Genomic DNA, 24,594 nt, shown 5'->3' on the forward strand with positions numbered 1-24,594 from the left:
CTAGGACAGCTGAATCCAGGTGGTCTTCAGCTCGCAGTACTGGTCGTGGGCGTAGATCGACTTGTCGCGGCCGCCGAAGCCGGACTGCTTGTAACCGCCGAACGGGGTGCTGATGTCGCCCTCGGAGAAGCAGTTGACCGACACGGTGCCGGCGCGGATCGCCGCGGCCATACGGTGCGCAGTGTTGATGTTGGCGGTCCACAGCGAGGCGGCCAGGCCGTAGCAGGTGTCGTTGGCGATGGCGATGGCTTCTTCCTCGGTGTCGAAGGCAATCACCGCCAGCACCGGGCCGAAAATCTCATCCTGCGCGACCGAAGAGCGGTTGCTGGTGGCGTCGAAGATGGTCGGTGCGACGAAATAGCCGCCGCTCTCGGCATGCAGGCGTACGCCACCGCTGAGCAGCTTGCAGCCTTCGGCCTTGGCCTGCTCGATATGGCCGAGAACCTTGTCCATGTGCGCCTGCTCGATCAGGGCGCCAAGGCGCACGTCCGGGTCCAGCGGGTCACCGGTGGCCCAGTCCTCGAGCTGGCTGAGCATTTCCTCGAGCAGCGCGTCCTTGATCGAACGGTGGACGATCAGGCGCGAGCCCGCCGAGCAGTTCTCGCCCATGTTCCAGAACGCCGCGTTGAGCACATTGCCGGCCACCGCCTGCAGGTCGCCGGCATCGGCCATGACCACCTGCGGGTTCTTGCCGCCGCACTCAAGCACCACGCGCTTGAGGTTGCTCTTGGCCGAGTATTCGAGAAACAGCCGGCCGACCTCGGTGGAGCCGGTGAAGGCGGTCATGTCGATGTCCGGGTGCAGGCCGATGGCCTTGCCGGCGGTGTGGCCGAGGCCCGGCACCACGTTGAGTACGCCCGCTGGAATGCCGGCTTCGAAGGCCAGTTCGGCCAGGCGCAGGGTGGCCAGCGAGGTCAGCTCGGCCGGCTTGAGGATCACGCTGTTGCCGGTGATCAGCGCCGGGCCGAGCTTCCAGCCGGCCATCATGCAGGGGAAGTTCCACGGCAGCACTGCGCCGACCACGCCGACCGGTTCGCGCTTGATCATGCCGATGTTGCCGGGGGCGGAGGGCGACAGGGCGTCATACAGCTTGTCGCCGGCCTCGGCATGCCAGCGGATGGTTGCTGCGGTGTCGGGGATGTCGATGGCGTAGCACTCGCCGACCGGCTTGCCGGCTTCCAGGGATTCCAAGACCGACAATTCCAGGCGATTGGCATCGATCAGGTCGGCGAAGCGGATCATCACCGCCTTGCGCTCGGCCGGTGCCAACCGCGACCAGACGCCAGCGTCGAACGCTGCACGGGCGGCTTTTACGGCGTTGTCGACATCCTCGGCGTCGCAGGCGGCGACTTCGCACAGTACCTGGCCGGTGGCCGGATTCAGGGTGCTGAAGGTGGCACCCGAGCGGGCGGCGACGAAGCGGCCGTTGATAAAGGCCTGGTTACGGTATTCCAGGCGCTCGACCTGCTGATCGATGGCGCTGCGGGTGAGGGCGTCAGTCATTGTTGTTCTCCTGAAGGTTTAGAAATTTCAGAGTTCTACGCCGGCGGTCCACTCTTTCCAGGCGATGGACGAGCGCACGCCCAGGCCCAGCAGTGGTTCGGGCGGATTGCGTGAGGGTTTTGGCTGTTCCAGCATGATGTTCAGCAGGTCGCTGTCCACGCCCAGGGCGTAGTCGGCGATCAACTTGCCGGAGATGGTGCTGCGGGTCAGGCCCAGGCCGTTACAGCACACCGCGCTGAACACCTCTGGGGCGATCTCGCCGAACTCCGAGCCGTTGTTGCGCGAGATGCACAGGGCGCCGCCCCAGGTGTACTCGAAGTCGACCTTCGGCAGCATCGGGAAGCGCCGCTCGAAGGACTTGCGATGGGCCTTGAGCACCCGTTGCAAGGTGCTGGCCGAGGCATGCACCTCGGGGTTGTAGGTGAAGGAGTTGCGCACGCAGATGCGCCCATTGGCCAGTCGACGCACGGTGGAGCCGAGCGGGTCGGCCGGAATCAGCCCCCAGCTTTCCTCGCCACCGAGACGCGCGAGCTCCTCGGGGGTCAGTTGACGGGTCATGCTGGCGTAGGTGTAGACCGGCAACAGGCGACCCTTGAGGCCGAGCGGGCCGAAGTTCGAGGCATAGGCGTTGTTGGCCAGCACCATGCGTGGCGCCTTGATGCTGCCCTGAGCGGTGGTCAGTACGTGGGGTTTGCCCACTTTGATATCCAGCACCGGGCTTTCTTCGAACAGCCGCACGTTGGCCGGCAAGCTCTGGCCGAGTCCGCGCGACAGCGCCGCCGGTTGCACCAGCACGGCGCCAGGGGCATGCAGGCCGGCCTGGTAGAAGTCGCTACCGGTGACCGCCTTCATCTCTTTAGCATTGAGCAGGCGATAGGGCTCGCCCAGTACGCTGAGGCCCTTGGCGAACTCCTCCAGCGCATGGCTGCCGCGTTCGTTGGCCGCGCCGTGCAGCTTGCCCTGCTCGCGCCAGTCGCACTCGATACCGTGGCGCTGGACGATCTCGCGGGTGTAGTCGATGGCGCCGCGACTGAGGCTGATGATCTTGTGATCGGCCTCCTGGCTGCTGGTGTAGCTGTGCGAGGTAAGGTCATGGGGCAGGTCGACCATGAAACCTGAATTGCGCCCGGCCGCGCCAAAACCGACGCGCTTGGCATCGATCAGGGCAATGCTTGCGTCCGGTTGCAGCTCGGCCAGGCGGCGGGCGGCAGCCAGGCCGGCGTAGCCGGCGCCGAGCACCACCCAGTCGGCCTGCACCGTGCCGCGCAGCGGCGTGCTTGGCGGCGCTGGCGGCAGGGTCTCGTACCAACCGCAGTGCCCATCGTCCTGGGGCAGGAAATTACAGTGCAGCTGCATAGAGAATGCCTCCTAGACGCCTGAAGGGTTAACCGCGGTGGGCAATCAGCTGCTCGTAGGTCTGCTTGAAGGCGGCTTTTTCGGCGTCATTCAGCGGCAGTAATGGGCGGCGAGTCTGGCCGACGGGCAGGCCAGCAAATTCGCAGCCCTGCTTGATGTACTGGCAGAACTTGCCGCCTTGCTCCAGCAGGTTGAGCATCGGCAGCAGGCGCTGGGCCAGTTCGCGACCTTTGATCATGTCCTGCTCGACCACGCAGGCCTGGTACATGGCCACGTGCTCGGGGGCGAGGAAGTTGGAAGCGCCGCCGACCCAGCTGCGTGCGCCCCAGGTGAAGAACTCGAGAATCTGATCGTCCATGCCGCAGCTGACCTGCAGCTGGCCGGCGTAGTCCTGGGTCAGGGTGTGCATGCGCTCGACCGAGCCGGTGCTCTCCTTGATCGCCTGGAAATTCGGCCGGTCCTTGAGGCCATCGATGAACTCGAAGCTCATCGGCGTGCCGGTGCGGGCCGGGAAGTTGTAGAGCATGGTCGGCATGTCCAGGGCGTCATCCACGCACAGGGCGTGGGCCAGCAGTTCTTCCTGGGTCGGCTGGCAGTAGTAAGGGGCGGCCAGCAGGATGGCGTCGAAACCGGCGGCCTTGGCGTAGTGGCCCAGGTCGAGGCTTTCTTCGGTGCTGGTGGCGTTGATCCCGGCCATCAGGGTGATGCGGCCTTTGGCCTGTTCGCTGACGACGTCGAACAACTGCTTACGTTCGGCATTGCTCAGGGCGTAATACTCGCCGGTGGTACCGCCGATGATCAGGCCGTGGACGCCGTGACCGATCAGACTGTCGATCACCGCGCTCAAGGCTGAGAAATCTATCGCGCCGTCTTGGTTGAAGGGCGTTACTACCGGGGTCCAAACACCATCGAAGTTCATGCGGTCACCTGATTGGAAGAGGTTGAATGTGTTGTGATTTCGAGAAAAAGGTTACGGCCGTTTTAGCCGCTGCAATAAGCAACATTTAAGGGCGGTAATTCATAATCAAAGGTTATGGGTCGGCGACAAATAACAGGCATAAAAAAACCTGCGCGGGGCAGGTTTTTAAATGAAGGATGGTCGTGTGTTTAACGACCATAAAAGAGGGGGTTAATATCAATAACCTGATGTTGGGGTTATCAATAACCGCAGGTAATTAAAACTGCTGCATTAGCCAGTCACGCAGCCGGCAGCAGGCCTCGTCATCTTCCTTGTCCTCGCTGAAGGTCAGGTAGTGCAGGCTTTCCTTGTGCACCACTTCCTGTTCAACCGGCCGCACCAGCAGGCCCTGGGCGACCAGATGGCCGACCAGGTGGTTCCAGCCCAGCGCCACGCCCTGATGGTTGAGCACCATCTGCACCAGCATGTTGTAGTCGTTGGCGTTGAAGAAGTGCGGACTGTCGTGGGCGCGCGTCTCAATATCGATGTCGTGAAAGGCCAGCCACACGCCCCAGTCGACATGCTCGGCCACCTGCGAACGGCCATAGGGGCTGAGGTTGAGCAGTACGCTGTCGCGCAGGCCTTCGAGGCTGCGCAACTCCGGGTGCTGCTCAAGATAACGCGGGGTGCACACCGGGTAGATGACGTCGTGGAACAGCGGCAGGCTGCGGTAGCCCGAACGAATCTTGGCCATCTTGGTGATGAAGATGTCCGGGCGCACGCCAGGCTCCATGGCCAGGAAATTCTGGGTGGTAATCAGGTTGAGGTCGATATCCGGGTTGCTGCTGAAGAAACTCGGCAGCCGGTGCGCCAGCCACAGTGCGGAAAATGCCGGTGAGCAGCACAGGGTCAGCACCCGCTTGCCGGCGTTGTTACTGCGGATGCGCTCGGCGGCCTGGGCGATGTTGACGAACGACAGGTGCGCGGCATCGTAGAAAATCGCCCCGGCGGCGGTCAGCTCCACGGCCCGGCCGGCACGGGTGAACAGTTCGGCGCCGAGGAAGGTTTCCAGCTCGCGAATCTGCCGACTGATCGCCGCCTGGGTCACGCACAGGGCCTCGGCGGCGCGAGTGAAATTCTGGTACTTGGCGGCCGCGACGAAGGATTTAACCGCGCGCAGGGAGGGCATCTTGATCAGCGTCTGATCGGGTTCGGTATGTTTAACCATAACAACAGGTATTCAATATCCTGAATAAAAAGTCGGTTCTGCCAACTGGGCGCGCACTCTAAACTTTCGACAGTGGTTATAGAGGCGATCAAGCCGGTGCTGGTTCTGGAGATTATCCGAAAGCATCGCCAGGCAATAGCCTGGATTGTCGTAGCCAAATTTATTAACGCACAGGACGCCGATATTAGAAGTCGGGAAAGAGCCTGGTCGATCGCCTGGATTAACCGTGGAGTGCCTACACAGTGAACAATAAAGCCAAGGTTGCAGAACTCATCCAGCTGCGTGAGCCGCGTCATGCGCTGCCGACGGCTTTGTACAGCGATCTCGAGGTCTACCGTCAGGACCTGGAGCAGATCTGGCACAAGGAGTGGATCTTCGCCGGGCATACCTTCGAACTGGAGAAGCCGGGCCAGTACCTGACCCTGCAGATCGGCGATTACCCAGTGGCCGTGGTACGCGGCGGCGATGGACAGATCCGTGCCCTGCACAATGCCTGTCGGCATCGCGGTTCCAAGGTCTGCACCGAAGCCAGCGGCAAGGTCGCCAAGCTGGTCTGCCCCTATCACAAGTGGACCTTCGACCTGGATGGCAAGCTGCTGTTCGCCGGCAACATGGGACCGGATTTCAACACCGCCGACTACGGCCTCAAGCTGGCCCACTGCGAGGTGGTCAACAGCTACATCTATGTCTGCGTGGCCGAGCAGGCACCGGACTTCGCGAAGTTTCGTGCCGCCGTGTCGCCCTTTATCGCCCCGCACAACCTCGATGACTGCAAGGTGGCGTTCGAGTCCAATCTGGTGGAGAAGGGCAACTGGAAGCTGGTGTTCGAGAACAACCGTGAGTGCTTCCACTGTGACGGCTCCCACCCTGAACTGATGAATTCCTTCGTCGAGAACCTCGCGGTGGCCGGCGTAGCTGGCGCCGAGGACCCGGAGCTGCTCGAGCATTGGGAGCGCTGCGAAGCGGGCGGGCTGCCCAGCCGCCTGGTGATGGACGAAGACGGTCAGTTCCGCATGACCCGGATTCCGCTGTCGTCCGGTGCCGCCAGCTACACCATGAACGGCAAGCCGGCAGTGGCGCGGCGTCTGGATCGCAGTGGGGTGGAGAACATCGGCGCGCTGCTGTACTTCAACTATCCCTCGACCTGGAACCACTTCCTCGGTGACCACGCCCTGAGCTTCCGCGTGCTGCCGCTGGGGCCGAACGAAACCCTGGTGACCACCAGGTGGCTGGTGCCCAAGGATGCCCAGGAAGGCCTCGATTACGACCTGGAAACCCTGACCCGAGTCTGGCTGGCCACCAACGACCAGGATCGTCGTCTGGTCGAAGGCACCCAGGCCGGGGTCAACTCGCCGGCCTATCAGCCGGGTCCCTATTCCTCGATCGCCGAGAATGGCGTGTGCCAGTTCGATGATTGGTACTGCGCCACCATGGCGCGCAAGTTGGCCGACTAGCGCGGCGTTTGCTAGTCGAAAAATCGCCCCGTATGACCACTACTGGTCATGCGGGGTTTTTGGTTTTTGCGCAGTATTTCCTGAACAGGAGAGCGGTTATGCAGGCTGTTTCCACCTCGCTACTCGGCAGTGGCTATGCCAAGGGCTTCTTTCTCGTGCTGCTGTCGGCCTTCTGCTACGGCCTGCAGCCGCTGTTCGCCCAGTACGCCTATGCCGCCGGCGCGGACCCGGTGGGCCTGCTGCTGGTGCGTTTCGTGATCGCAGCGGCGATCCTATTGCTGTTTCTGCGCCTGCGCGGGGTACGCCTGCCGCGCGGGCGCCTGGCCAGACAGAACCTGCTGGTGGGCGTCGGCTACGGCCTGGCGGCGCTGGGCTACTACACCGCCAGCCGCAGCACCTCGGTGAGCCTGGCGGTGATTCTGATGTTCTCCTTCCCGGCCTTCGTCACCGCCCTGTCGATCGCCTACCTCGGCGAGCGCACCAGTGTGCTCAAGCTGATTAGCCTGGTGTTGGCGCTGGGTGGCGTGCTGCTGGCCACGGGCCTGAGTTTTCGCGGCGAGATGAGCGGAGTGCTCTGGGCGCTGTTCTCCGCCCTGAGTTATGGGGCGGCGATCATCTACGGTACCCACAGCATTCGCCATGAGCAGCCGCTGGCTTCGGCGGCCATGGTGCTGCTGGGTTGTGTGCTGACCTTCACCGTGGCTGCGCTGTTTTTCGGCGCGACTCCGCCATCTGGGGCGCCGGCCTGGTGGTCGACCCTGGGCCTGGCCGTGTTCGCCACCATCCTGCCGGTCGCCGCCTTTCTTGCCGGCTCGCCGCTGATCGGCTCCTCCTCGGCGTCCACCCTGTCGACCCTGGAGCCGGTAGTGGCGGTGACCATCGCCGTGCTGCTGATCGGCGAGCACATAAGCGCCGGCATGCTCGGCGGCGGTCTGCTGGTGGTGACTGCGGCGATCATCCTGTCGCGCCAGGGCGGTACCTTGCCGGAACCGAGCCTGGTACCGCTCGAACCGACGGAAGACCTCTAGTCGCCAGGGTGTTGGACTGCCTGGAGTGGTAGCGCAAGGTAGACGCAGCACTGTCGCAACAGGCGAGTCCTGCAACGGAACAAGGCCAATAACACGTTTGATCCTGATGATCGATTGAACGCTTGGCCCCGTTGCGCGAACTACAGGGTGGCCAGGGCGGTAACGCCCAGCGCAGGCCGGATATACGCATGCAATCGCGCTGACGACAGGGCAGGAAAAGCGTTACTCACCGCTGCGGGGAGAGTCCATATACCATTTGTTATGCTCTCATTCTGATCTGTTTCTAATATTGTTTCTGTTGGCAATATCACTGTTCCACTCTGTAATTCTGGCTTGACACTCTTCCTCAAGGTCACTTAGTGCGTGCCGAGCCTCATGGATTTTTTTAAAAATCATTTCTAGTGAATTTACCGAGAACTGACAAAGTTCGTGATCTAGGCCGTTAGTGCCAAGCTTATATTTTATCTGAGTGTAGCCCTCGCTATTGGTTTGCTCCCAGTTGGCATGCACTACTTTATTTCTTAGATCGCCGCACTCTTTTAGGGAAGATATTAGGGTTTTGTAAATTGGGATTTCCCAGTTGAATGTCCTAATGAAGTCATCAGTGAATTTTTTATAAAGATCAACTTTTGTTGAATACATCATTGAATGAAGGACTAGAAGCCCCTTTTGGTCTGAGCGATCAGAGAATGTCTCACAAAGAAGGCTGTCTAAAGATGATTCCAAAGCGTTAAATGCAACAACTATCTCACCTATCCAAGGTATGAGATCTTCAATATATTCATAAGCATTATCAGTGTCCCCTAGGTTTTCCAACATGGACTGTCCTACGGGTATTTTTTTAATTTTCATATGGGCAGGGGATTAGGTCCTGATGTTCATAACGCCTTGCTCACCGGAAAGTTGGGAGCGCAGCGAGTAATTTTTCCGTGTACAGCAACTTATTAGTTATATCTATGCTGTTTTAACAAATGCTCAGCTACACCCTTGTACCCTGGAAATATTCTAGCTGCGTCGTACCCCAGTTTTGATAAAAAATTACACCCTTTTTTCGCTTCTGTGCATGGCAATGTAAAGCGTTTGAATAAGGAAATCCTCTCCTCTGCTTTATGTTTTTCTGCGACAAGAGCATCTAGAGGTCTACGATCCACTAGAGCCATCTGACCGTTTTGTAAAAGCTGCATTTCATTGACCATTGATGGCAATTGAACCGGCCAATGAGTAAAGAGGCCTTTCTGTGCATTCAAATTAGAATTATTAGCATAATGAGGCGTAATAAAATCTATGTTGACTCTATTGACTGTTGGTTTTAGAAAAGATAAGTATTCTTTGTTTAATGCCCATATAACTAGCCTGCCTTCTTTCTCAATTGCATCTGTCAGCGCAAAAAACAGTGCGACAAATATGTCATATGTCCAATCAAGTAATCGTGTTGGTATACCATAATGTTGTGCTAGAGCAGCAGTCTCTAACAAGTCTTTTGGAATCCATGCATTATTTTCATGTGGGCTGTTTAGACCATGAAAATCAAACTCTTGGGCCAGATTAAGCCTTACTCGCTCAGAAACTGGGACTTCTAGCCCCCTTTGATCGGCTAAGCGATAAAATGCTCTTAGGACTGAATACTCACCTTTAACTTGCCATGTTTGCCAATTATGCTGAGGTTCAATAGGTCTACCTAGCCCGCAAGTTTTCCAAAACAAATCGACACTGTCTGGTCTTAATGCTGTCGGAATCAATTGATACGATTCCTGACTATGACCCCTAAAAATGAAACCTTCCAAGTTTGAACATTTCCCCCAGGGAGAAAAGAATTCAAACATTTCATCTACTGTTTCGAAGTTATGAGTTTCGATCATCTGGATTCCTATAGCTAACTAAAGTTAGTCACCAGCTGGTGTGTTTAAACGCCCAATTTGGTGGGTAACATTCCTTGTCGCCTTTGGCGCTCCTTGCCTATTCTGGGAGTTCCAGCAGGTTGCTGGGATCAGAGGGGCGTTATGCACCATGTGCGGCAAGCCCAAACTGCAGAGTCAGGCTGATGCAGACTCGCGCGCCACAGTATTCGACCTGTGGCGAAACTGTCTAGATAAAGCGCCGGTTTGGCCAAGCCGCAACGGGCTCAAGCCGAAAGACGTCGCTTGCCGAAGTTGGTCGTTCTCTCGGCCTTACTTCTTCCCAACTACCAAGCACTCGCTGCGCAGGTTGCGCTGGCGAGCGGGATCGGTTTTGCGCTATGGCAAGGCGCGGGCGAGCGAGGCGGGCCGGGGCAGCCAGCGAGGAGGAGAGGGCCATGACGGTCCGACAGTCATGGCCCTTGGTGACTGTGGGCCAGTCGGGCCTGGCGCTCAAAGATCCTTGACCAGGCGCAAGGCGTCGTAGATGGCCGCATGGGTGTTGCGTGCGGCCACCGCATCGCCGATGCGGAACAGCTGGAATTCGCCATCCGGATTGTCGTCCCTGGACTGCGGCTGGCCGATGATCAGCTCGCCGTGATCGACCGCGCCGAGGTTGCGCGAGAAGGGTTTGAGTTCCAGGTACAGCTCGTCCAGCGGCCGGGTGCCGTGGTTGACCACCACCTGATCGACCCGGCGCTGCTTATGCACGCCGCTACGCACGTCGCCGTAGTCGCTGTCGATGTTGGCTACCAGTTCGGCCCCTTCGCGTGCCACCGCGGTCAGGCGGTAGGTCACGGTGAAGGTGGTGTCGAGTTTTTGCAGCGAGCGCATATAAGGCACCAGGTTCATGGCCATGACTTCAGGGGCGAAGGACCGGTCCGGGGTCATGATTTCCAGCTTGGCGCCGCTTTGGGCGATGAACTCGGCGGCCTGCAGCGCCGTGTGGTCGCCGGCATCGTCGAACAGCAACACGTTTGCGCCGGGTTTGACGTCGCCGGAGATGATGTCCCAGGCCGACACTACCAGCTCGTTGCCCTCGCTGAGGATCTCGGTATGCGGGAAGCCGCCGGTGGCGACTATGACCACGTCCGCCCGCTCGGCGCGGACGGTCTCGGCGTCGGCCCAGGTGTTGAAGTGGAAGGTCACACCGAGTGCCGCGCATTGCGCCATGCGCCAGTCGATGATGCCGAGCATCTCGCGCCGGCGCGGGCTGCGCGCGGTCAGGCGCACCTGACCGCCGGCGTCATTGGCCGCCTCGAACAGCACGACCTCATGACCGCGTTCGCCGGCGACCCGAGCGGCTTCCAGGCCCGCCGGACCGGCGCCGATGATCACCACCTTGCGCCGCGTGGCGGCCTTGGGGATTTCATGGGGCATGCTGGTTTCGCGGCCGGTGGCGGCGTTGTGGATGCAGTAGGCCGCGCCGCCCTGGTAGATGCGGTCGAGGCAGTAGTTGGCGCCGACGCAGGGGCGGATGTCCTGCTCGCGGCCCTCGATCAGCTTGCGTACCAGGTGCGGGTCGGTCATGTGCGCGCGGGTCATGCCGATCATGTCGACCTTGCCCGAGGCGATGGCGTGCCGCGCCGTGGCGACATCGGAAATTTTCGCGGCGTGGAAGGTCGGAAAATCGGTGGCGGCGCGAATCTGTCCGGCAAAGTCGAGGTGTGGCGAGCTGGCCATGCCCTGAATCGGAATCACGTCGGTCAGGCCGGCGTCGGTGTCGATGTGGCCGCGAATCACGTTGAGAAAGTCGACCATGCCGCTGGCCTTGAGCCGACGCGAGATATCCACACCTTCATCCGCGTTGAAGCCGCCGCTGAGCACTTCGTCTGCGGTGTAGCGCACGCCGACGATGAACTGGTTGCCGACGCGCTGGCGAATGGCGCTGAGCACGTCGAAGGTGAAGCGCAGGCGGTTGTCCAGCGAGCCGCCATAGGGCGCATCCAGTTCGTTGGTCAGTGGCGACCAGAATTGGTCCATCAAGTGGCCGTAGGCCTGCAGTTCGATGCCGTCCAGACCGGCCGCCTGCATGCGCTCGGCGGCATCGGCGTAGTCCTTGATGATGCGCTCGATGTCCCAGTCTTCCAGCTGCTTGGGGAAGGCGCGGTGCGCCGCCTCGCGGTTGTGCGACGGCGACACCACCGGCAGCCAGTCGCCCTTGTCCCAGCGAGTACGCCGACCCAGGTGGGTCAGCTGGATCATCACCGCCGCGCCGTGCTCGTGGCATTCGTCGGTGAGGTCCTTCATCCAGCCGACCACCTCATCCTTGTAGGCGAGGATGTTGTTGAACACCGGCGGACTGTCCCGCGACACCGCCGCCGAACCAGCGGTCATGGTCAGGGCCACACCAGCCTTGGCACGCTCGACGTGATAAGCGCGATACAGCGCCTTGGGCATGCCGTCCTCGGGATAGGCCGGCTCATGCGAGGTGGTGATGATGCGGTTGCGCAGGGTCAGGTGCTTGAGCTGGTAGGGCTGCAGCAACGGGTCATTCGACATGGTCAGGGCTCCACGGTGGCGGGGACGTGAGTCTGTATTTACCTAAAATGTACACAGGTGTCTACTGGGTAGGCCTTGCTGTACATTGATCCTCTGCCGTGTCTGTCGCGATTGGTGGGGTTGTGTCGCAAGTAGATGCCTTGCCTCACCCTCACCAGGTATTGCCAGGAGTTGCCACAGTGAGTCATGGCGGTGCCGGAATCGGACAAAAATGTACAGGTATGTCCTTTTTATCGACGCCTGCGGACATTCAGATTGTGTGAGGGCCGCTCGCTGGCTACCATCGGCCCATGAATGAACCGAAGAAATCGAGTGATAGCGGCTGGCGTGGATCGGCCGAGATCTGGCTGCAGGCGGCTTACGACAGCTTGATCGAGTCGGGCGTCGAGTCCGTACGGATCCTGCCGCTGGCGAAGAAACTGAGCCTGTCGAGAACCAGCTTTTACTGGTTCTTCACCGATCGCGAAGAGCTGCTGGCTGCCCTGATCGAGCGCTGGCGCGCCAAGAACAGCGGCAATCTGATCCACCAGAGCGAGGCCTACGCGGAAAGCATCGCCGAGGCCATTCTCAACGTGTTCGACTGCTGGCTGAACCCGGCGCTGTTCGACTCGCAGTTCGAATTCGCGCTGCGCAGTTGGGCGCTGCAAGAGCCCAGAGTGGCGGCGCAAGTCGAGCTCGCCGACACGGCGCGCCTGGCTGCGTTGAGCGCTATGTTCAGCCGGTTCGGCTACCAGGGCATGGCGGCCGACGTACGGGCCAGATCGATATACCTGACCCAGATCGGCTACATCAGCATGAACAGTCGCGAGGATCTGCCGACGCGCATGCAGCGCATTCCCGAGTACGTGACGATCTTTACCGGCCAGGCGCCAGAACCGCGTGAACTCCAGCGTTTCTATGCCCGCCACGGCTACGCGGTGGCAGAGCCGACGCTGGTGGCGAATCATTCAGCCTAGTGTCGGGTCAATCATGAAATCTCGGATCATCGCAGGGTGGGGCGGGCCGCGCAGGTTAGCGGCGCCAAGCTCCGAACGATCAGGCAGCGCTAGCGTGGCGCGCCGCGTAACCCACCAGGCGATAGGCCTGCGTCGCGCCGATGGTGGGTTACGGCGCAACGGATCTTGCAGGCTCATCGCTATCGCTAACATGCGCCTAACCCACCCTACTGGGATCGCGGTACATGGCTAAGACCGCGATTAACAGGCATTTAAACGTTGTCGTGACCCTGGGAGGGTACTTGTATGTCGAGTGAGCTGACGGTTGGCATCATCGGCGGTGGCGGCTGGCTGGGGCGTGCCATCGGCGCCGCCATGCTCGAACGCGGCGTGCTGCAGCCCGCATCCTTGATCCTCTCCAGTCGTTCCGGGCGGGTGGATGGCTTTGACGCCTGGCCCGCGGTGCAGCTGACTCAGGACAATCGCCAGCTGGCGCAACGGGCCGAGGTCATCGTGCTGTCGGTGCGCCCCGAGCAGTTCGCCGATGTGTCTATCGAGGCCGTCGGCAAGCTGGTGATCTCGTTCATGGCCGGCGTCTCGGTCGAGACCCTGATCGCGCGTACCGGCAGCCAGCGGATCATTCGCGCCATGCCCAATGCGGCGGCGCAGATCGGCCAGTGCTATACGCCCTGGTTTGCCACGGAGCAGGTCACCGCCGCCGACAAACAGTTCACCCAAGTCATGTTCGAGGCCTGCGGCAGCACCGATGAGGTGACGAGCGAAGCGGATCTCGACTACCTGACCGGGCTGGTCGGCTCGGGTGCGGCCTATCCGGCGCTGCTGGCCGAGGCGATGCTCGCTCATGCCCTGGCCAAGGGGCTGCCGCGCCAGGTTGCCGAGCGCGCGGTGCGTGGCGTGGTGGTGGGGGCGAGCCAGTTGCTCGGTGGCGATGGCATGCCGCCGGCCGATATGCTGCAGGCCATGCTCGACTATCGAGGCACCACGGCGGCCGGTTTGCAGGCAATGATCGATGCGGGATTCAAGACGGCTATCGCTGCCGGTTTGGATGCGGCAGAGGCCGCTGCGCAGCGTATGAAGGCCAGTTATTCGCAGCCCAAGGGTTAATTTCGTCGGCTAGCCGCTTGCTCAGCCTGTCAGCTGAGCGCTGAGCCGACCGCTCGCTTGCCGTCTCCTGTCCGCCTGCTTGTGCCCCACGGTATGCCTTGTGTGCCACGGCTAGGCCCCGATATCGCCAGTGACTCTGCGCTCAATCAATAACATCAGGTTATTGTTTTGGCCGCACAAATGTCGTTGGACGCTCAGTCCCCCAATCTCTAACTTGAACTCACCCGGCGAGCACTGTGCAGGCAGTCGCCAACGGGCATATTCGCGGTGATCCAGGCAATTAATGGCCGGCGGCAACTTGTTGCAAGTTAAGCGCTGGCGGGATTTGTTCGGCCCGGATAAAGCGCCAAACGGCGCCACCAAGATGACGGCTTATATACCTACAAGAAGAGGGCGCAATGACCCAAGCTGACGAGATACTTTCCGTCAAAAACGTATTCAAGGTATTCGGCGCGCAGCCGGAAGTGGCCATGGATATGTTGCGCAACGGCGCCGACAAGAACGAGATATTTCAGAAGACCGGGCAGGTTGTCGGTGTGTTCGACGCCAGCTTCTCGGTCAAGCGCGGTGAAATCTTCGTCATCATGGGCCTGTCCGGGTCGGGCAAGTCGACCATGGTGCGCCTGTTCAATCGCCTGATCGAACCCACCTCCGGCAGCATTCACCTCAACGGCCGGGAGATCACCGGGCTGTCCGACAAGGAACTGCTCGAGGTGCGGCGCAAGGAAATGGGCATGGTGTTCCAGTCCTTCGCCCTGATGCCGCACATGAGCGTGCTGGAAAACGCCGCATTCGGCCTGGAAATTTCCGGGGTCAGCGAGCAGGAACGCAAGGTTCGGGCAGTCGAGGCGCTGCGCCAGGTTGGCCTGGCCGGGCACGAGAACAGTTACCCGCACCAGTTGTCCGGCGGCATGCAGCAGCGCGTCGGCCTGGCCCGGGCACTGACCAACGATCCAACCATCCTGCTGATGGATGAGGCCTTCTCCGCCCTGGACCCCTTGATCCGCTGCGAGATGCAGGGCGAGCTGATTCGTCTGCAGGCCGAGCAACAGCGCACCATCATCTTTATCTCCCATGACATCGACGAGGCGATCCGTATCGGTCACCGCATCGCGATCATGGAGGGCGGTCGGGTGGTGCAGATCGGCACACCCCAGGAGCTGCTGTGCAACCCGGCCAATGAGTATGTGGAGGCCTTCTTCCACGGTTTCGACAGCTCCAGGGTGCTCCGCGCCGGTGATGTCGCCGAGCTGGACCCTGCTGCGGTGTGCCGGGTCAACGGCCAGGCGCCGGGCTTTCAAGTGGGCGTTCCATTCGGCTATCTGCTTGACGAGGGTGATCGGTTACTCGGTGTGGTCGAGCCCGACGCCCTGAACGGCAACAGCGTCGAGATGCAGCGACTGGAGCAATCCAGGTTGGATCGGCATCAACCCATCTACATCGATACGCCGTTGCACGAGGTACTCAATGTGGTGGCGTCGGTACCTTACCCAGTGCCGGTTCTGGACCATGGCGGTGCCTTCAAAGGCACGATTTCCAAGAATTTGCTGCTGCAGACCCTGAGTCGCCACTGAGTGGCGAAGCAGTCCTAGCAGGATTCCACCGAGCAGAATCGGAGAGTAGGTACCCCTATGTCAGAGTTCAGTTTTCTCGACCCCTTCCAGACCTTGACCATCCCCCTGGGTGACTGGGTGGAAAGCACCCTGAATTACCTGGTGCACAATTTTCGCGAGTTCTTCCGCGCCATTCGCTGGCCGATCGATCAGGTGCTCAATGGTTTTGAGTTCATCCTGCAGAGCATCCCGCCGACCATCGGCATCCTCTTGTCCTCGTTGCTCGGCTGGCAGGTGGCCGGCCCGCGCATGGGCTTGCTGTGCGCCGTGACCCTGACCCTGTTGGGCCTGATCGGGGTCTGGTCGGAGTCCATGACCACCCTGGCGCTGGTGCTGACCTCGGTGTTTTTCTGCGCGTTGATCGGTGTGCCGCTGGGCATCCTGTCGGCGCGTAGCGACCGCCTGGAGAAGATCGTGCGGCCGCTGCTCGATGCCATGCAGACCCTGCCGGCCTTCGTCTATCTGGTGCCGGTGGTGATGCTGTTCGGCATCGGCAACGTCCCCGGCGTGCTGGTGACCATCGTCTTCGCCGTACCGCCGCTGGTGCGCCTGACCAACCTGGGCATCCGCCAGGTACCTGAAGACAAGATCGAAGCGGCGCGAGCCTTCGGCTGCACGCCGTGGCAAATGCTCAAGCGCGTGCAACTGCCGCTGGCCGCGCCGACCATCATGGCCGGCGTCAACCAGACCCTGATGCTCTCGCTGTCGATGGTGGTGATCGCCTCGATGATCTCGGTCGGCGGCCTCGGCCAGATGGTCCTGCGCGGTATCGGCCGCCTGGACATGGGCCTGGCCACGGTCGGCGGCGTCGGTCTGGTGCTGCTGGCGATCTTCCTCGATCGCCTGACTCAGGCCATGGGCGAACTCGGCAACGCCGACCCCAGTATGCGCTGGTACCACAGCGGCCCCGTCGGCCTGCTGCTGCGCCTGCTGGGTCAGCGTCCGGCGAGCGTCAAGGCTGAGGCCTGAATTGAATCGTAATAACCGACTAACAACAAAGCCCAAAAGGTAGATGACGATGAACTTACATAGCCATGGCTTCACCCGGAAATTCCTGCACTGCGCGGCCGTCGCCTCCTTGAGCCTGCTGCCGCTCTATGGCCAGGCCGCTACGGCCGAGCAGCCGGGGCAGGGGGTGTCGGTGACGCCGATCTTCCCGTCGATCGCCGAAGAGCACTTCCGCGGCGAAGTGGCCATCGCCGGCCTGCGCGAGCTGGGCTACGAGGTCAAGAAACCCAAGGAGACCGAGTACGCGACGATGATGGTGGCGCTGTCATACGGCGATGCGGACTTCACCGTGCACCTGTGGGACAAGCTGCACGACACCTTCTACCAGAAGGTCGGCGGCGATGAGACGCTGGTCAAGGCCGGCGACGTGATTCCCGGTGTGTTACAGGGTTACCTGATCGACAAGAAGACCGCCGATGCCCACAACATCAAATCGCTGGAAGACCTGAAGAAGCCGGAAATCGCCAAGCTGTTCGATAGCAATGGCGATGGCAAGGCCGACCTCACCGGCTGCAACCCGGGCTGGGGCTGCGAACTGGTGATCGATCACCACCTCAAGGCTTATGGTCTGGAGAAGACAGTCACGCATAACCGCGGCTCCTACTTCGCCCTGATGGCCGACACCATTCAGCGCTACAAGCAAGGCGAGTCGATTCTCTACTACACCTGGGTACCGCAGTGGATCGCCGGTGTGCTGGTCGAGGGCAAGGACGTGGTCTGGCTGGAGGTGCCCTACACCGATCTGCCCGATGGCAAGAATGACATCAACACCAGCTTCAATGGCAAGAACCTCGGTTTCGCCGTGGATGAAGTCAAAGCCGTGCTGAACAAGGAATTTGCCGAAGAGAATCCGGCCGCGCTGAAGTTTCTCTCCCTGGTGCAAATCACCACCGACGACGAGAGCGCGCAGAACCTGAAGATGCAGGATGGCGAGAACAGCGCCAAGGACATCCGTCGGCATGCCGCCGAGTGGGTCGCCGCGCATCGCGAGCAGTTCGATACCTGGATCGCCGCTTCCCGCGCCGCTGCTAAGTGAGCTTAGCCTTCACCTAGTCGTACTTAAGGTGCCCGCTGCAGGGCACCTTTTTTTCTGAGCTCTGTTGAGTGTCGTCTGTGGAGTAGCCGCATGTCGCTCTATTCGTTCGTCCGCGATTTCACGTTCAGCCAGGCGCCGCAACACACCCGTGATCTGCTGCAGACCTGTTTGCTGGATATCCTCGGGGTCGCCGCCGGCGCCCGCGACAATCAGACCAGCCAGGCGCTCAAGCGCTATGCGGTCAACCATTACCCGGCTGGTGTCCTGAGTAGTCGCCTGTTGTTCGACGGGCGACCGGTGCATCCGTTGGGCGCGGCCTGGGCCGGCGGCTTCAGTGTCGATAGTCTGGATGCCCACGAAGGCCACTTCACCTCCAAGGGCCATGCCGGCGCCACCGTGGTGCCCGCCGTGTTGGCGCTGGTCGACGCCTGCCGCGAGCAGGGCCGCAGTATCAGCGGCGAGGAGCTGCTCAGCGCACTGTGTATCGGCTATGAAACGGCGCTGCGTGCGGGCGTCGCGTTGATGGCCACTGCGCCTGAATACCATGCCTCCGGCGCCTTCTCCGGGCTTGGCGTGGTCTGCGCGGGCGCCCGCTTGCTTGATTTGGACGAGCAGACCTTCCGGCATGCCCTGGGCATCGCCGAGTACTTCGGTCCGCGCTGCCCGATGATGCGCCTGGTCGATCATCCCTCGATGCTGCGCGACGCCCACGGCGCCGGCGCCTATGCCGGACTGAATGCCTTGCTGCTGGCCCAGGCCGGGGTCACCGGCGCGCCGGCCGAGACGGTGGAAACCAGCGCGGTGGCCGCCCAGTGGCATGACCTCGGGCAGCGTTGGGAGATTGATGCCCAGTACTTCAAGCCCTGGCCGGTGTGCCGCTGGGCGCAGCCGGCGTTGACCGCGATGACCGCGCTGCTGGCCGAGCACCCGCAGATTCGCGGCGCGGCGATTGAGCAGATCACCGTCGAGACCTTCCACGAGTCCATGCGCCTGCAGGGTCACACTCCGGCCAATGCCGACGAGGCCCAGTACGCCCTGGCCTTCCCGCTGGCGGCGCTGGTAGCGCGCGGCCAGGTCGGCCCGCTGGAGGTGACCGGCGCGGCGATCCATGCCGCCGACATTCTTGCGGTCAGCCGGCGCATCGAAATCGTCGAGGCTGACGACCTGTCGGCGCGCTTCCCCAACGAAATCCTCTCGCGGGTATCGGTGACGCTCAAGGATGGCCAGCGCTTCGCCAGCCCGATCACCGCCGCCAAGGGCGACCCGGCCACGGCCATGAGTCCGGCCGAATTCAGCGCCAAGTTCCACCTGCTGGCCGGCGTCAGCCTGGATAAAGCGCAGTGTCAGGCCATCGAACAGGCCGTCGCCGAACTGCCCGCCAGCGCCGACTGCGCCACTCTATTTCAGCTGCTGTTTGAGACCGAATCCGTCCAGGCGCTGCCTGGTTCAACCCTGCTCAAGGAGGTTGCCATATGAAATTCGCCGAGAAAGTCACCCTGATCACCGGCGCCGCCGGCGGTGTCGGCCAGGCCCTGGCCCTGCTGTTTGCCCGTGAGGGCGCGCGGCTGATGCTGTCCGACCGCGACGAGGCCGGCTGCGCAAAGATCGCCGAGAAGGCCCGCGCCCTCGGCGCCGAGGTCAGCTACCTGGCCGGCGACCTGCGTGAGAAGAGCTATTGCGAGGCCGTGGTCAGTGCCGCCGTGGAAAGCTTCGGCGGCCTCGACATCGTACTGAACAACGCCGGCATCATTCCGCGCGGCACCATCGAGGAAACCACCGACGAGATGTGGTTCGACGCCATGGGCGTCAATCTCAATGCGGTGTTCTACATCTGCCGCGCAGCGATCCCGCACATGAAGGGGCGCACAGGTGCGGCCATCGTCAACACGTCCTCGGTGTGGGGCATCTACCCAGGCCCCGGCCATGTCGCCTACTGCACCAGCAAGGGCGCGGTGGCAGCGCTGAGCAAGAACCTCGGCCGCGACTGCGCGCCGCTGGGCATCCGGGTCAATGCCGTGTGCCCACACGAGATCAACACGCCGATGATCCGCAGCGGTTTCGAACGCCGCGGCCTGGACCCGGACAAGGCCGTCGAGGAACTGAACAAGAGCGTACCCCTGGGGCGTATCGCCGAGCCGGAAGACATCGCCGATGTGATCGCCTTCCTGGCCTCGAACGAGGCCCGCTATATCGCCGGTGAAGCTTTAGAAGTGACCGGCGCCAAGCCGGTTTCGGGTTAAGGAGATGAATATGTTGCTCAAGGGAAAAAACGCCCTGGTCACCGGCGGCGGGCGCGGCATCGGCCGCGGCATTACCGAAAAGTTGTTGGCCGCCGGGGCGCGGGTGCTGGTGGCCCAGCGTCAGGCGCTGGACGCGGAGCTGGCGAATAACCCGCAGGTGTTCTTCGTCGAAGCGGATCTGGCCGAATCCGGCGCCCCGCGCTTGATCGCCCAGGCCGCGGCCGAACTGCTCGGCGGCATCGATGTGCTGGTGAATAACGCCGGCTTCATGTTCGAGCAGCCGATCGAGGCCATGAGCGAGCAGGACTGGGACCGAATGATGGTGGTCAACCTGCGCGCGCCGGTGTTCCTGGTCCGTGAACTGCTGGCGCAGATGCGTCAGCGCGGCGGTGGCAGCATCATCAATATCGGCTCCATCGAAGGCCTCGGCGCCAACCCGCAGCATGCCGCTTACTGCGCTTCCAAGGCCGGCGTGCATGGCCTGACCCGGGCGCTGGCGGTGGACCTGGGCCGCGACGGGGTGCGCTGCAATGCCATCGCGCCAGGCTGGATCGACTCGGATCTGAGCAATGCCTACATCAATGCCCAGGCCGATCCAGTGGGCGCGCGCCAGGGCTTGCTGGCCATGCACCCGGTCGGGCGCACCGGCACCCCGCAGGACGTCGGTGGCGCGGTAGTGTTTCTCGCCTCGGATGAGGCAGCCTTCGTCACCGGCCAGGTGCTGGTGGTCGACGGTGGACGCACCGCCAAGTTGCCCTTGCCGTTCTGATGCGCTGAGCGCGGCACGGTGGTCACGCGCCCCCAAGTGTCGGAAATAGGCACCTGGGGCGCGTGCGCTTGTAATAAAGTGCAGCGGATAAACTGGATGTCGAGCGGCTGCCCGCCGACCGGCGCCGCACCCGGCTCCAGCCCAGCAGATTTCAGCCCTGGAAGGCCTGGCATGTCCGATGACCTGACGGTGCTGGTGGTGGATGACGAACTCATCACCCGCGAGTGCCTGTGCAACTATTTCGCCGAGGAGCGCTACCGCGTCCTGGCCGCCGCCACGGCGGAGGAGGCCGAGCAGATCCTTGCGCGCGAAACCGTGGACCTGGTCCTGCTGGACATCCGCATGCCCGGCAAGGATGGCCTGACCCTGACCCGCGAGCTGCGGGTGCATTCGGAGGTCGGCATCATTCTGATCAGTGCGCGGCAGGATGCGGTCGACCAGCTGATCGGTCTGGAGTGCGGCGCCGACGACTACGTGACCAAGCCCTTCAGCCCGCGCGATATTCTCGCCCGGGCGAAGAACCTGTGCCGCCGCGTGCGCCTGATCCGCGCCCAGGCGCCGGTCAGCACCGGGCAGAACCTGCTGCGCTTCGACGCCTGTACGGTGGACCTGGGGCTGCGCCAGGTCACCGATTGCGACGACCGGGTCAGCCAGCTCACCGGTGGCGAGTTCCAGCTGCTCAGCGTGCTGTTGGGCAACCTCGGCAAGACCATGAGCCGTGACCAGCTGCTCGACCAGATGCGTAACCGCGAATGGGCACCGAACGATCGCACTATCGATGTGCTGATCGGCCGCTTGCGCCGCAAGCTCAGGGACGACCCGGCCAACCCGCGGATCATCCTGACCATTCATGGGGTCGGTTACCTGCTCGCGGCCAAGGCGCTGCAGGCCAGGTGAAGCGCGCGGCGCTGGCGTTGCTGCTGGGCCTGCTGGCGCCGGTGGCCCAGGCGCGTGAACTGCTGGCCTGCGGTCACCCGTTCTATCCGCCGGTGTCCTGGCATTCCCAGGGCGAGTTGGTGGGGCTGGCGCCGCAGGTGGTGCGCCAGCTGTTCGCCGAGTTGGGTCATGAGGTGCGCCTGCTGGCACTGGGCAACTGGAAGCGCTGCTTGCTGGAGGCCCAGCAGGGACGGGTGGACATAGTCGTCGCCGCCTATCGCACCCATGAGCGTGAAGCCTGGATGGGTTTTACCAAGGAGGCGCTGGTGGCCGACCCGATCGTGTTGTTCACCCGGCGCGACAAATCGGTGCGTTTTGACAGCTGGGACGATCTGCGCGGACTCACCGTCGGCTTGTTGCTGGGCGACAGTTTCGGTGACCGCTTCGACCGTTTCGCCGAGCAGCACTTGAACATCGAATGGGTGTCCAGTGGCGAGCAAAATTTCATCAAGCTGGCCCAGGGGCGTATCGACTTCATGCCGGTCGGCCTCTACAGCTGGACCCTGCAGAACCGCCGTTTCGGCTACGACCAGGTCATCGTGCAGCAGCCCGGCCAGCTGGTCACCGAACACTATCGGATAGGCGTGCGCCGCGATCCGGCGTTGCTCGCCCTACTGCCGCGACTCGACCAGCGCCTGCGCGAACTGAGCGAGGATGGCACCCTGAAACGCCTGGATGAGCACTACAGTGCTCGCTATCTCGCCGAACCCCATCGCATGACCAATCTCTATGATTCAGCACCCTAAAAAAACCTGGCGCAAGCTGCTCACTTACCGCCAGGAGCACCCGCTCGGTTATCGCATGATGCTCTACGTGCTGGTCTGCAGTCTGCTCTTCGTGGTGCTGTCCACCAGCATCCAGGCCGCCATCGAGTATCGCCGCGAGATGCGCGTGATCGAGCAGCGCATCGAGTTGATCCGCAATGTCTACCTGGCCAGCCTGGCCAAGAGCATCTGGGATGTCGACCGCGAGCAGCTGCGCCTGCAGATGCGCGGCATCCTGGATTTTCCCGACATCAGTTCCTTGACCCTGGAGGATGCCGACACGGGTGAACGGCTGCTGCTGGCTGCTGGGGAACGCGCGGCGGCGCGGACCGCAGAGCATCGCTTCGCCTTGCGCCATGAGACGCCTCTGGGGCCGCGTAACCTCGGCCAGTTGGTGGTGCATACCGATCTGGGCGCGGTGTATGCCCGTCTGGGTTGGAGTGCCCTGACCCTGTTTCTCGGCCAGGCGCTGACCATCTTCTTGAGTGTGCTGGTGGTCATGGCGATTTTTCAGCGCATGGTCACTCGGCACCTGGAAAGCATGGCTCGTTACGCACGCAACCTGGGCGTCGGTTCGCGTGATACGCCGTTGCAGCTGGAACGCCAGCCGAGCCCACGCAGCGACGAGCTGGATGCGCTGGTCGAATCGCTCAACGACCTGCGTCTGGGGATCAATCAGGACATCGAGCGCCGCGAGCGCGCCCACGAGCAATTGCTCTTCAGTCGCGAACAGCTGCGGCGCATGGTCGACAAGCGCACGCGCAGCCTGCGCCAGGCCAAGGAGGTGGCAGAGGCCGCGAGCCAGGCCCGTTCGCAGTTCCTCGCCGGGATCAGCCACGAGATCCGCACGCCGATGAGCGGCATTCTTGGCATGACCCAACTGCTCTACCACACGCCGCAGTCCGAGCAGGCACGTGGCTACCTGGATGCCCTACGCCAGTCCGGCGAAGGCCTGTTGGCCATCCTCGATGGGGTGCTCGATTACGCCAAGTTGGAGGAGGGCGGCTATGTGCCGGAAGAGCAGGTGTTCTGCCTGCCTCAACTGCTCGAGGAACAGGCCCTGTTGGCCGAGGCGCAGTTGCAGGGTAAGGCGCTGCGGGTCAGTTGCCAGGTCGAGCCGCAACTGCCGCGCTACTACCGGGGCGCAGCCGGCTGCTTGCGCCAGGTACTGGCCAACCTGCTGAGCAACGCGGTGAAGTTCACCGAGCGCGGCGCCATCGAGTTAAGGGTCGGCGGCGTGGACAAGGCCGGCAGCCGCTTGCGCTTCGCGGTGCGCGACAGTGGCATGGGCATCAGCGCCGAGCAGCAGCAGCGGATTTTCGAACGCTTCACCCAGGCCGATGAAAGCATCACCCGCCGCTTCGGTGGCACCGGCTTGGGCCTGGCCATCAGCCAGAAGATGGTCGCGGCCATGGGCGGACGGATCGGTGTCGATAGTCGCGAGGGCGCAGGTAGCACCTTCTGGCTCGAGGTGGAGCTGCAGGTGGCCGAGCCGCCCGCGACGCAGGCCGAGGCCACAGCCACACTCTCGCCCGCGCTCAGCCTGAGCCTGTTGCTGGTGGAGGACACGCCGATTAACCAGCAGGTCATCTGTGGGCTGCTCGAGCACGCCGGGCACCTGGTGCACCTGGCGGAGGATGGTCGGCAAGCCCTGGCGGTGTGCCGGCAGCAGGCCTTCGATGCGATCCTCATGGACATGCACCTGCCGGGCATGAGCGGTGTCGAGGTGACCCAGGCTATTCGCTCGGCCGCCGACAGCCTGAACGCCGACACGCCGATCATTGCCCTGACCGCCAGCGTCGGCGTGGCGGATATCCAGGGTTATCTGGCGGCGGGCATCGCTGCGGTGCAGGCCAAGCCGCTGCAGCCAGCGGCGTTGCAGCAGGTGCTGAGGCAACTCTGTCAGCCGGCCGATAGCGGCATAGCGGCGCAGCCGCAGGCGGATGAGCAGGCGGGGGTCGACCTGCACCTGCTGACCATCCATCGCCAGGTGTTCGGCCAGGCGCGCTTGCGCAGTTTGTTCGAGCAGTTCCAGGAACAGGCCGACGGGCTGCTGGTGCAGGTCGACGATGCCCTGCAACTGGACGATCTGTATGAGGTTGGCGAGTTGGCCCACAAGCTGGCGGGCAGCTGCAGCACGCTCGGCCTGCTTGAGGTCGCGCGGCTGGCTACGGCGTTAGAAACCTGCAGCCGAGAGGCTGATGCTGCCCACTGTCTGGCGTTATTCACGGCGCTCAAGGACGCGCTGCCGAGTAATCTGCGCCGGGCGCGGCAGGTCGGCGAGGCGTGAGTGGGCAGGTTGCT

At 62.3% G+C, this 24,594-nt stretch carries 20 protein-coding genes; 13 read left to right on the forward strand and 7 right to left on the reverse strand.

What is annotated here, in order from left to right:
• From B2D37_RS01345 to B2D37_RS01360, 4 genes are all read right to left on the reverse strand, one after another.
• A complete protein-coding gene (locus tag B2D37_RS01345; RefSeq protein ID WP_079201035.1) occupies window positions 1-1,503 on the reverse strand; it encodes an aldehyde dehydrogenase in 1,503 nt (500 codons plus the stop codon).
• 27 nt (window positions 1,504-1,530) lie between these two features.
• Window positions 1,531-2,859 carry an FAD-binding oxidoreductase gene (locus B2D37_RS01350; protein WP_079201036.1) on the reverse strand — a complete coding sequence of 443 codons (1,329 nt, stop codon included), beginning with the start codon at window positions 2,857-2,859 and terminating at the stop codon, window positions 1,531-1,533.
• 28 nt (window positions 2,860-2,887) lie between these two features.
• Window positions 2,888-3,778, reverse strand: coding sequence for a 4-hydroxy-tetrahydrodipicolinate synthase (gene dapA / locus B2D37_RS01355; RefSeq protein ID WP_079201037.1), 891 nt, complete (start codon window positions 3,776-3,778; stop codon window positions 2,888-2,890).
• Between the two features lie 256 nt (window positions 3,779-4,034).
• Window positions 4,035-4,985, reverse strand: coding sequence for a LysR family transcriptional regulator (locus B2D37_RS01360; RefSeq protein WP_079201038.1), 951 nt, complete (start codon window positions 4,983-4,985; stop codon window positions 4,035-4,037).
• A gap of 242 nt (window positions 4,986-5,227) precedes the next feature.
• Here B2D37_RS01360 and B2D37_RS01365 point away from each other — a divergent pair, with 242 nt between their 5' ends.
• On the forward strand, window positions 5,228-6,439 hold the full coding sequence (locus B2D37_RS01365; RefSeq protein ID WP_079201039.1) for an SRPBCC family protein: 1,212 nt from the start codon (window positions 5,228-5,230) through the stop codon (window positions 6,437-6,439).
• A 98-nt stretch (window positions 6,440-6,537) separates the two neighbouring features.
• Window positions 6,538-7,467 carry a DMT family transporter gene (locus tag B2D37_RS01370; protein ID WP_079201040.1) on the forward strand — a complete coding sequence of 310 codons (930 nt, stop codon included), beginning with the start codon at window positions 6,538-6,540 and terminating at the stop codon, window positions 7,465-7,467.
• A 267-nt stretch (window positions 7,468-7,734) separates the two neighbouring features.
• Here the strand turns inward: B2D37_RS01370 and B2D37_RS22970 are convergent, their stop codons facing one another.
• From B2D37_RS22970 to B2D37_RS01380, 3 genes are all read right to left on the reverse strand, one after another.
• Window positions 7,735-8,286 (reverse strand): hypothetical protein, encoded by a 552-nt coding sequence (locus tag B2D37_RS22970; RefSeq protein WP_154067024.1) that lies wholly within the window; start codon window positions 8,284-8,286, stop codon window positions 7,735-7,737.
• A gap of 125 nt (window positions 8,287-8,411) precedes the next feature.
• Entirely contained in the window at window positions 8,412-9,326 is a 915-nt protein-coding gene (locus B2D37_RS01375; RefSeq protein WP_079201041.1) for an FRG domain-containing protein, read from the reverse strand.
• Between the two features lie 489 nt (window positions 9,327-9,815).
• Window positions 9,816-11,864, reverse strand: a complete 2,049-nt coding sequence (locus B2D37_RS01380) for an NADH:flavin oxidoreductase (RefSeq protein ID WP_079201042.1) — start codon at window positions 11,862-11,864, stop codon at window positions 9,816-9,818.
• A gap of 290 nt (window positions 11,865-12,154) precedes the next feature.
• Between B2D37_RS01380 and B2D37_RS01385 the strand changes: the two genes are divergently transcribed.
• The 11 genes from B2D37_RS01385 (at window position 12,155) to B2D37_RS01435 (ending at window position 24,580) form a co-directional block, all read left to right on the forward strand.
• The gene (locus B2D37_RS01385; RefSeq protein WP_079201043.1) at window positions 12,155-12,820 is read left to right on the forward strand and encodes a TetR/AcrR family transcriptional regulator; all 666 of its coding nucleotides are present in this window, start codon (window positions 12,155-12,157) and stop codon (window positions 12,818-12,820) included.
• A 285-nt stretch (window positions 12,821-13,105) separates the two neighbouring features.
• Window positions 13,106-13,924 carry a pyrroline-5-carboxylate reductase gene (locus tag B2D37_RS01390; protein ID WP_079201044.1) on the forward strand — a complete coding sequence of 273 codons (819 nt, stop codon included), beginning with the start codon at window positions 13,106-13,108 and terminating at the stop codon, window positions 13,922-13,924.
• Window positions 13,925-14,322: 398 nt separating this feature from the next.
• Window positions 14,323-15,498 carry a glycine betaine/L-proline ABC transporter ATP-binding protein ProV gene (gene proV, locus B2D37_RS01395; protein ID WP_079201045.1) on the forward strand — a complete coding sequence of 392 codons (1,176 nt, stop codon included), beginning with the start codon at window positions 14,323-14,325 and terminating at the stop codon, window positions 15,496-15,498.
• A 57-nt stretch (window positions 15,499-15,555) separates the two neighbouring features.
• The gene (proW, locus tag B2D37_RS01400; RefSeq protein ID WP_079201046.1) at window positions 15,556-16,506 is read left to right on the forward strand and encodes a glycine betaine/L-proline ABC transporter permease ProW; all 951 of its coding nucleotides are present in this window, start codon (window positions 15,556-15,558) and stop codon (window positions 16,504-16,506) included.
• Between the two features lie 49 nt (window positions 16,507-16,555).
• Window positions 16,556-17,581: a glycine betaine/L-proline ABC transporter substrate-binding protein ProX gene (proX, locus tag B2D37_RS01405; protein ID WP_079201047.1), complete on the forward strand. Its 1,026-nt coding sequence runs from the start codon at window positions 16,556-16,558 to the stop codon at window positions 17,579-17,581.
• Window positions 17,582-17,671: 90 nt separating this feature from the next.
• On the forward strand, window positions 17,672-19,057 hold the full coding sequence (locus tag B2D37_RS01410) for an MmgE/PrpD family protein (protein ID WP_079201048.1): 1,386 nt from the start codon (window positions 17,672-17,674) through the stop codon (window positions 19,055-19,057).
• Window positions 19,054-19,821 carry an SDR family NAD(P)-dependent oxidoreductase gene (locus tag B2D37_RS01415; RefSeq protein ID WP_079201049.1) on the forward strand — a complete coding sequence of 256 codons (768 nt, stop codon included), beginning with the start codon at window positions 19,054-19,056 and terminating at the stop codon, window positions 19,819-19,821. Before B2D37_RS01410 ends, B2D37_RS01415 begins: the two co-directional genes overlap by 4 nt.
• A gap of 10 nt (window positions 19,822-19,831) precedes the next feature.
• Window positions 19,832-20,590, forward strand: a complete 759-nt coding sequence (locus B2D37_RS01420) for an SDR family NAD(P)-dependent oxidoreductase (RefSeq protein WP_256573133.1) — start codon at window positions 19,832-19,834, stop codon at window positions 20,588-20,590.
• A 171-nt stretch (window positions 20,591-20,761) separates the two neighbouring features.
• Window positions 20,762-21,487, forward strand: a complete 726-nt coding sequence (locus B2D37_RS01425) for a response regulator (protein ID WP_256573134.1) — start codon at window positions 20,762-20,764, stop codon at window positions 21,485-21,487.
• A complete protein-coding gene (locus tag B2D37_RS01430; protein WP_079201050.1) occupies window positions 21,484-22,272 on the forward strand; it encodes an ABC transporter substrate-binding protein in 789 nt (262 codons plus the stop codon). The genes B2D37_RS01425 and B2D37_RS01430 overlap by 4 nt, the downstream gene beginning before the upstream one ends.
• Entirely contained in the window at window positions 22,256-24,580 is a 2,325-nt protein-coding gene (locus tag B2D37_RS01435; RefSeq protein WP_079201051.1) for an ATP-binding protein, read from the forward strand. The genes B2D37_RS01430 and B2D37_RS01435 overlap by 17 nt, the downstream gene beginning before the upstream one ends.
• Window positions 24,581-24,594: the final 14 nt, after the last annotated feature.

This window comes from Pseudomonas sp. CC6-YY-74 (genome assembly GCF_002025205.1).
GTDB classification, from domain to species: Bacteria; Pseudomonadota; Gammaproteobacteria; order Pseudomonadales; family Pseudomonadaceae; genus Aquipseudomonas; species Aquipseudomonas paeninsulae.

Coding starts and splice junctions, on each gene's coding strand:
- B2D37_RS01345 (WP_079201035.1), bottom strand. CDS start 1,503: ATGACTGACGCCCTCACCCGCAGCGCCATCGATCAGCAGGTCGAGCGC.
- B2D37_RS01350 (WP_079201036.1), bottom strand. CDS start 2,859: ATGCAGCTGCACTGTAATTTCCTGCCCCAGGACGATGGGCACTGCGGT.
- dapA (WP_079201037.1), bottom strand. CDS start 3,778: ATGAACTTCGATGGTGTTTGGACCCCGGTAGTAACGCCCTTCAACCAA.
- B2D37_RS01360 (WP_079201038.1), bottom strand. CDS start 4,985: ATGGTTAAACATACCGAACCCGATCAGACGCTGATCAAGATGCCCTCC.
- B2D37_RS01370 (WP_079201040.1), top strand. CDS start 6,538: ATGCAGGCTGTTTCCACCTCGCTACTCGGCAGTGGCTATGCCAAGGGC.
- B2D37_RS22970 (WP_154067024.1), bottom strand. CDS start 8,286: ATGTTGGAAAACCTAGGGGACACTGATAATGCTTATGAATATATTGAA.
- B2D37_RS01375 (WP_079201041.1), bottom strand. CDS start 9,326: ATGATCGAAACTCATAACTTCGAAACAGTAGATGAAATGTTTGAATTC.
- B2D37_RS01380 (WP_079201042.1), bottom strand. CDS start 11,864: ATGTCGAATGACCCGTTGCTGCAGCCCTACCAGCTCAAGCACCTGACC.
- B2D37_RS01385 (WP_079201043.1), top strand. CDS start 12,155: ATGAATGAACCGAAGAAATCGAGTGATAGCGGCTGGCGTGGATCGGCC.
- B2D37_RS01390 (WP_079201044.1), top strand. CDS start 13,106: ATGTCGAGTGAGCTGACGGTTGGCATCATCGGCGGTGGCGGCTGGCTG.
- proV (WP_079201045.1), top strand. CDS start 14,323: ATGACCCAAGCTGACGAGATACTTTCCGTCAAAAACGTATTCAAGGTA.
- proW (WP_079201046.1), top strand. CDS start 15,556: ATGTCAGAGTTCAGTTTTCTCGACCCCTTCCAGACCTTGACCATCCCC.
- proX (WP_079201047.1), top strand. CDS start 16,556: ATGAACTTACATAGCCATGGCTTCACCCGGAAATTCCTGCACTGCGCG.
- B2D37_RS01410 (WP_079201048.1), top strand. CDS start 17,672: ATGTCGCTCTATTCGTTCGTCCGCGATTTCACGTTCAGCCAGGCGCCG.
- B2D37_RS01415 (WP_079201049.1), top strand. CDS start 19,054: ATGAAATTCGCCGAGAAAGTCACCCTGATCACCGGCGCCGCCGGCGGT.
- B2D37_RS01420 (WP_256573133.1), top strand. CDS start 19,832: ATGTTGCTCAAGGGAAAAAACGCCCTGGTCACCGGCGGCGGGCGCGGC.
- B2D37_RS01425 (WP_256573134.1), top strand. CDS start 20,762: ATGTCCGATGACCTGACGGTGCTGGTGGTGGATGACGAACTCATCACC.
- B2D37_RS01435 (WP_079201051.1), top strand. CDS start 22,256: ATGATTCAGCACCCTAAAAAAACCTGGCGCAAGCTGCTCACTTACCGC.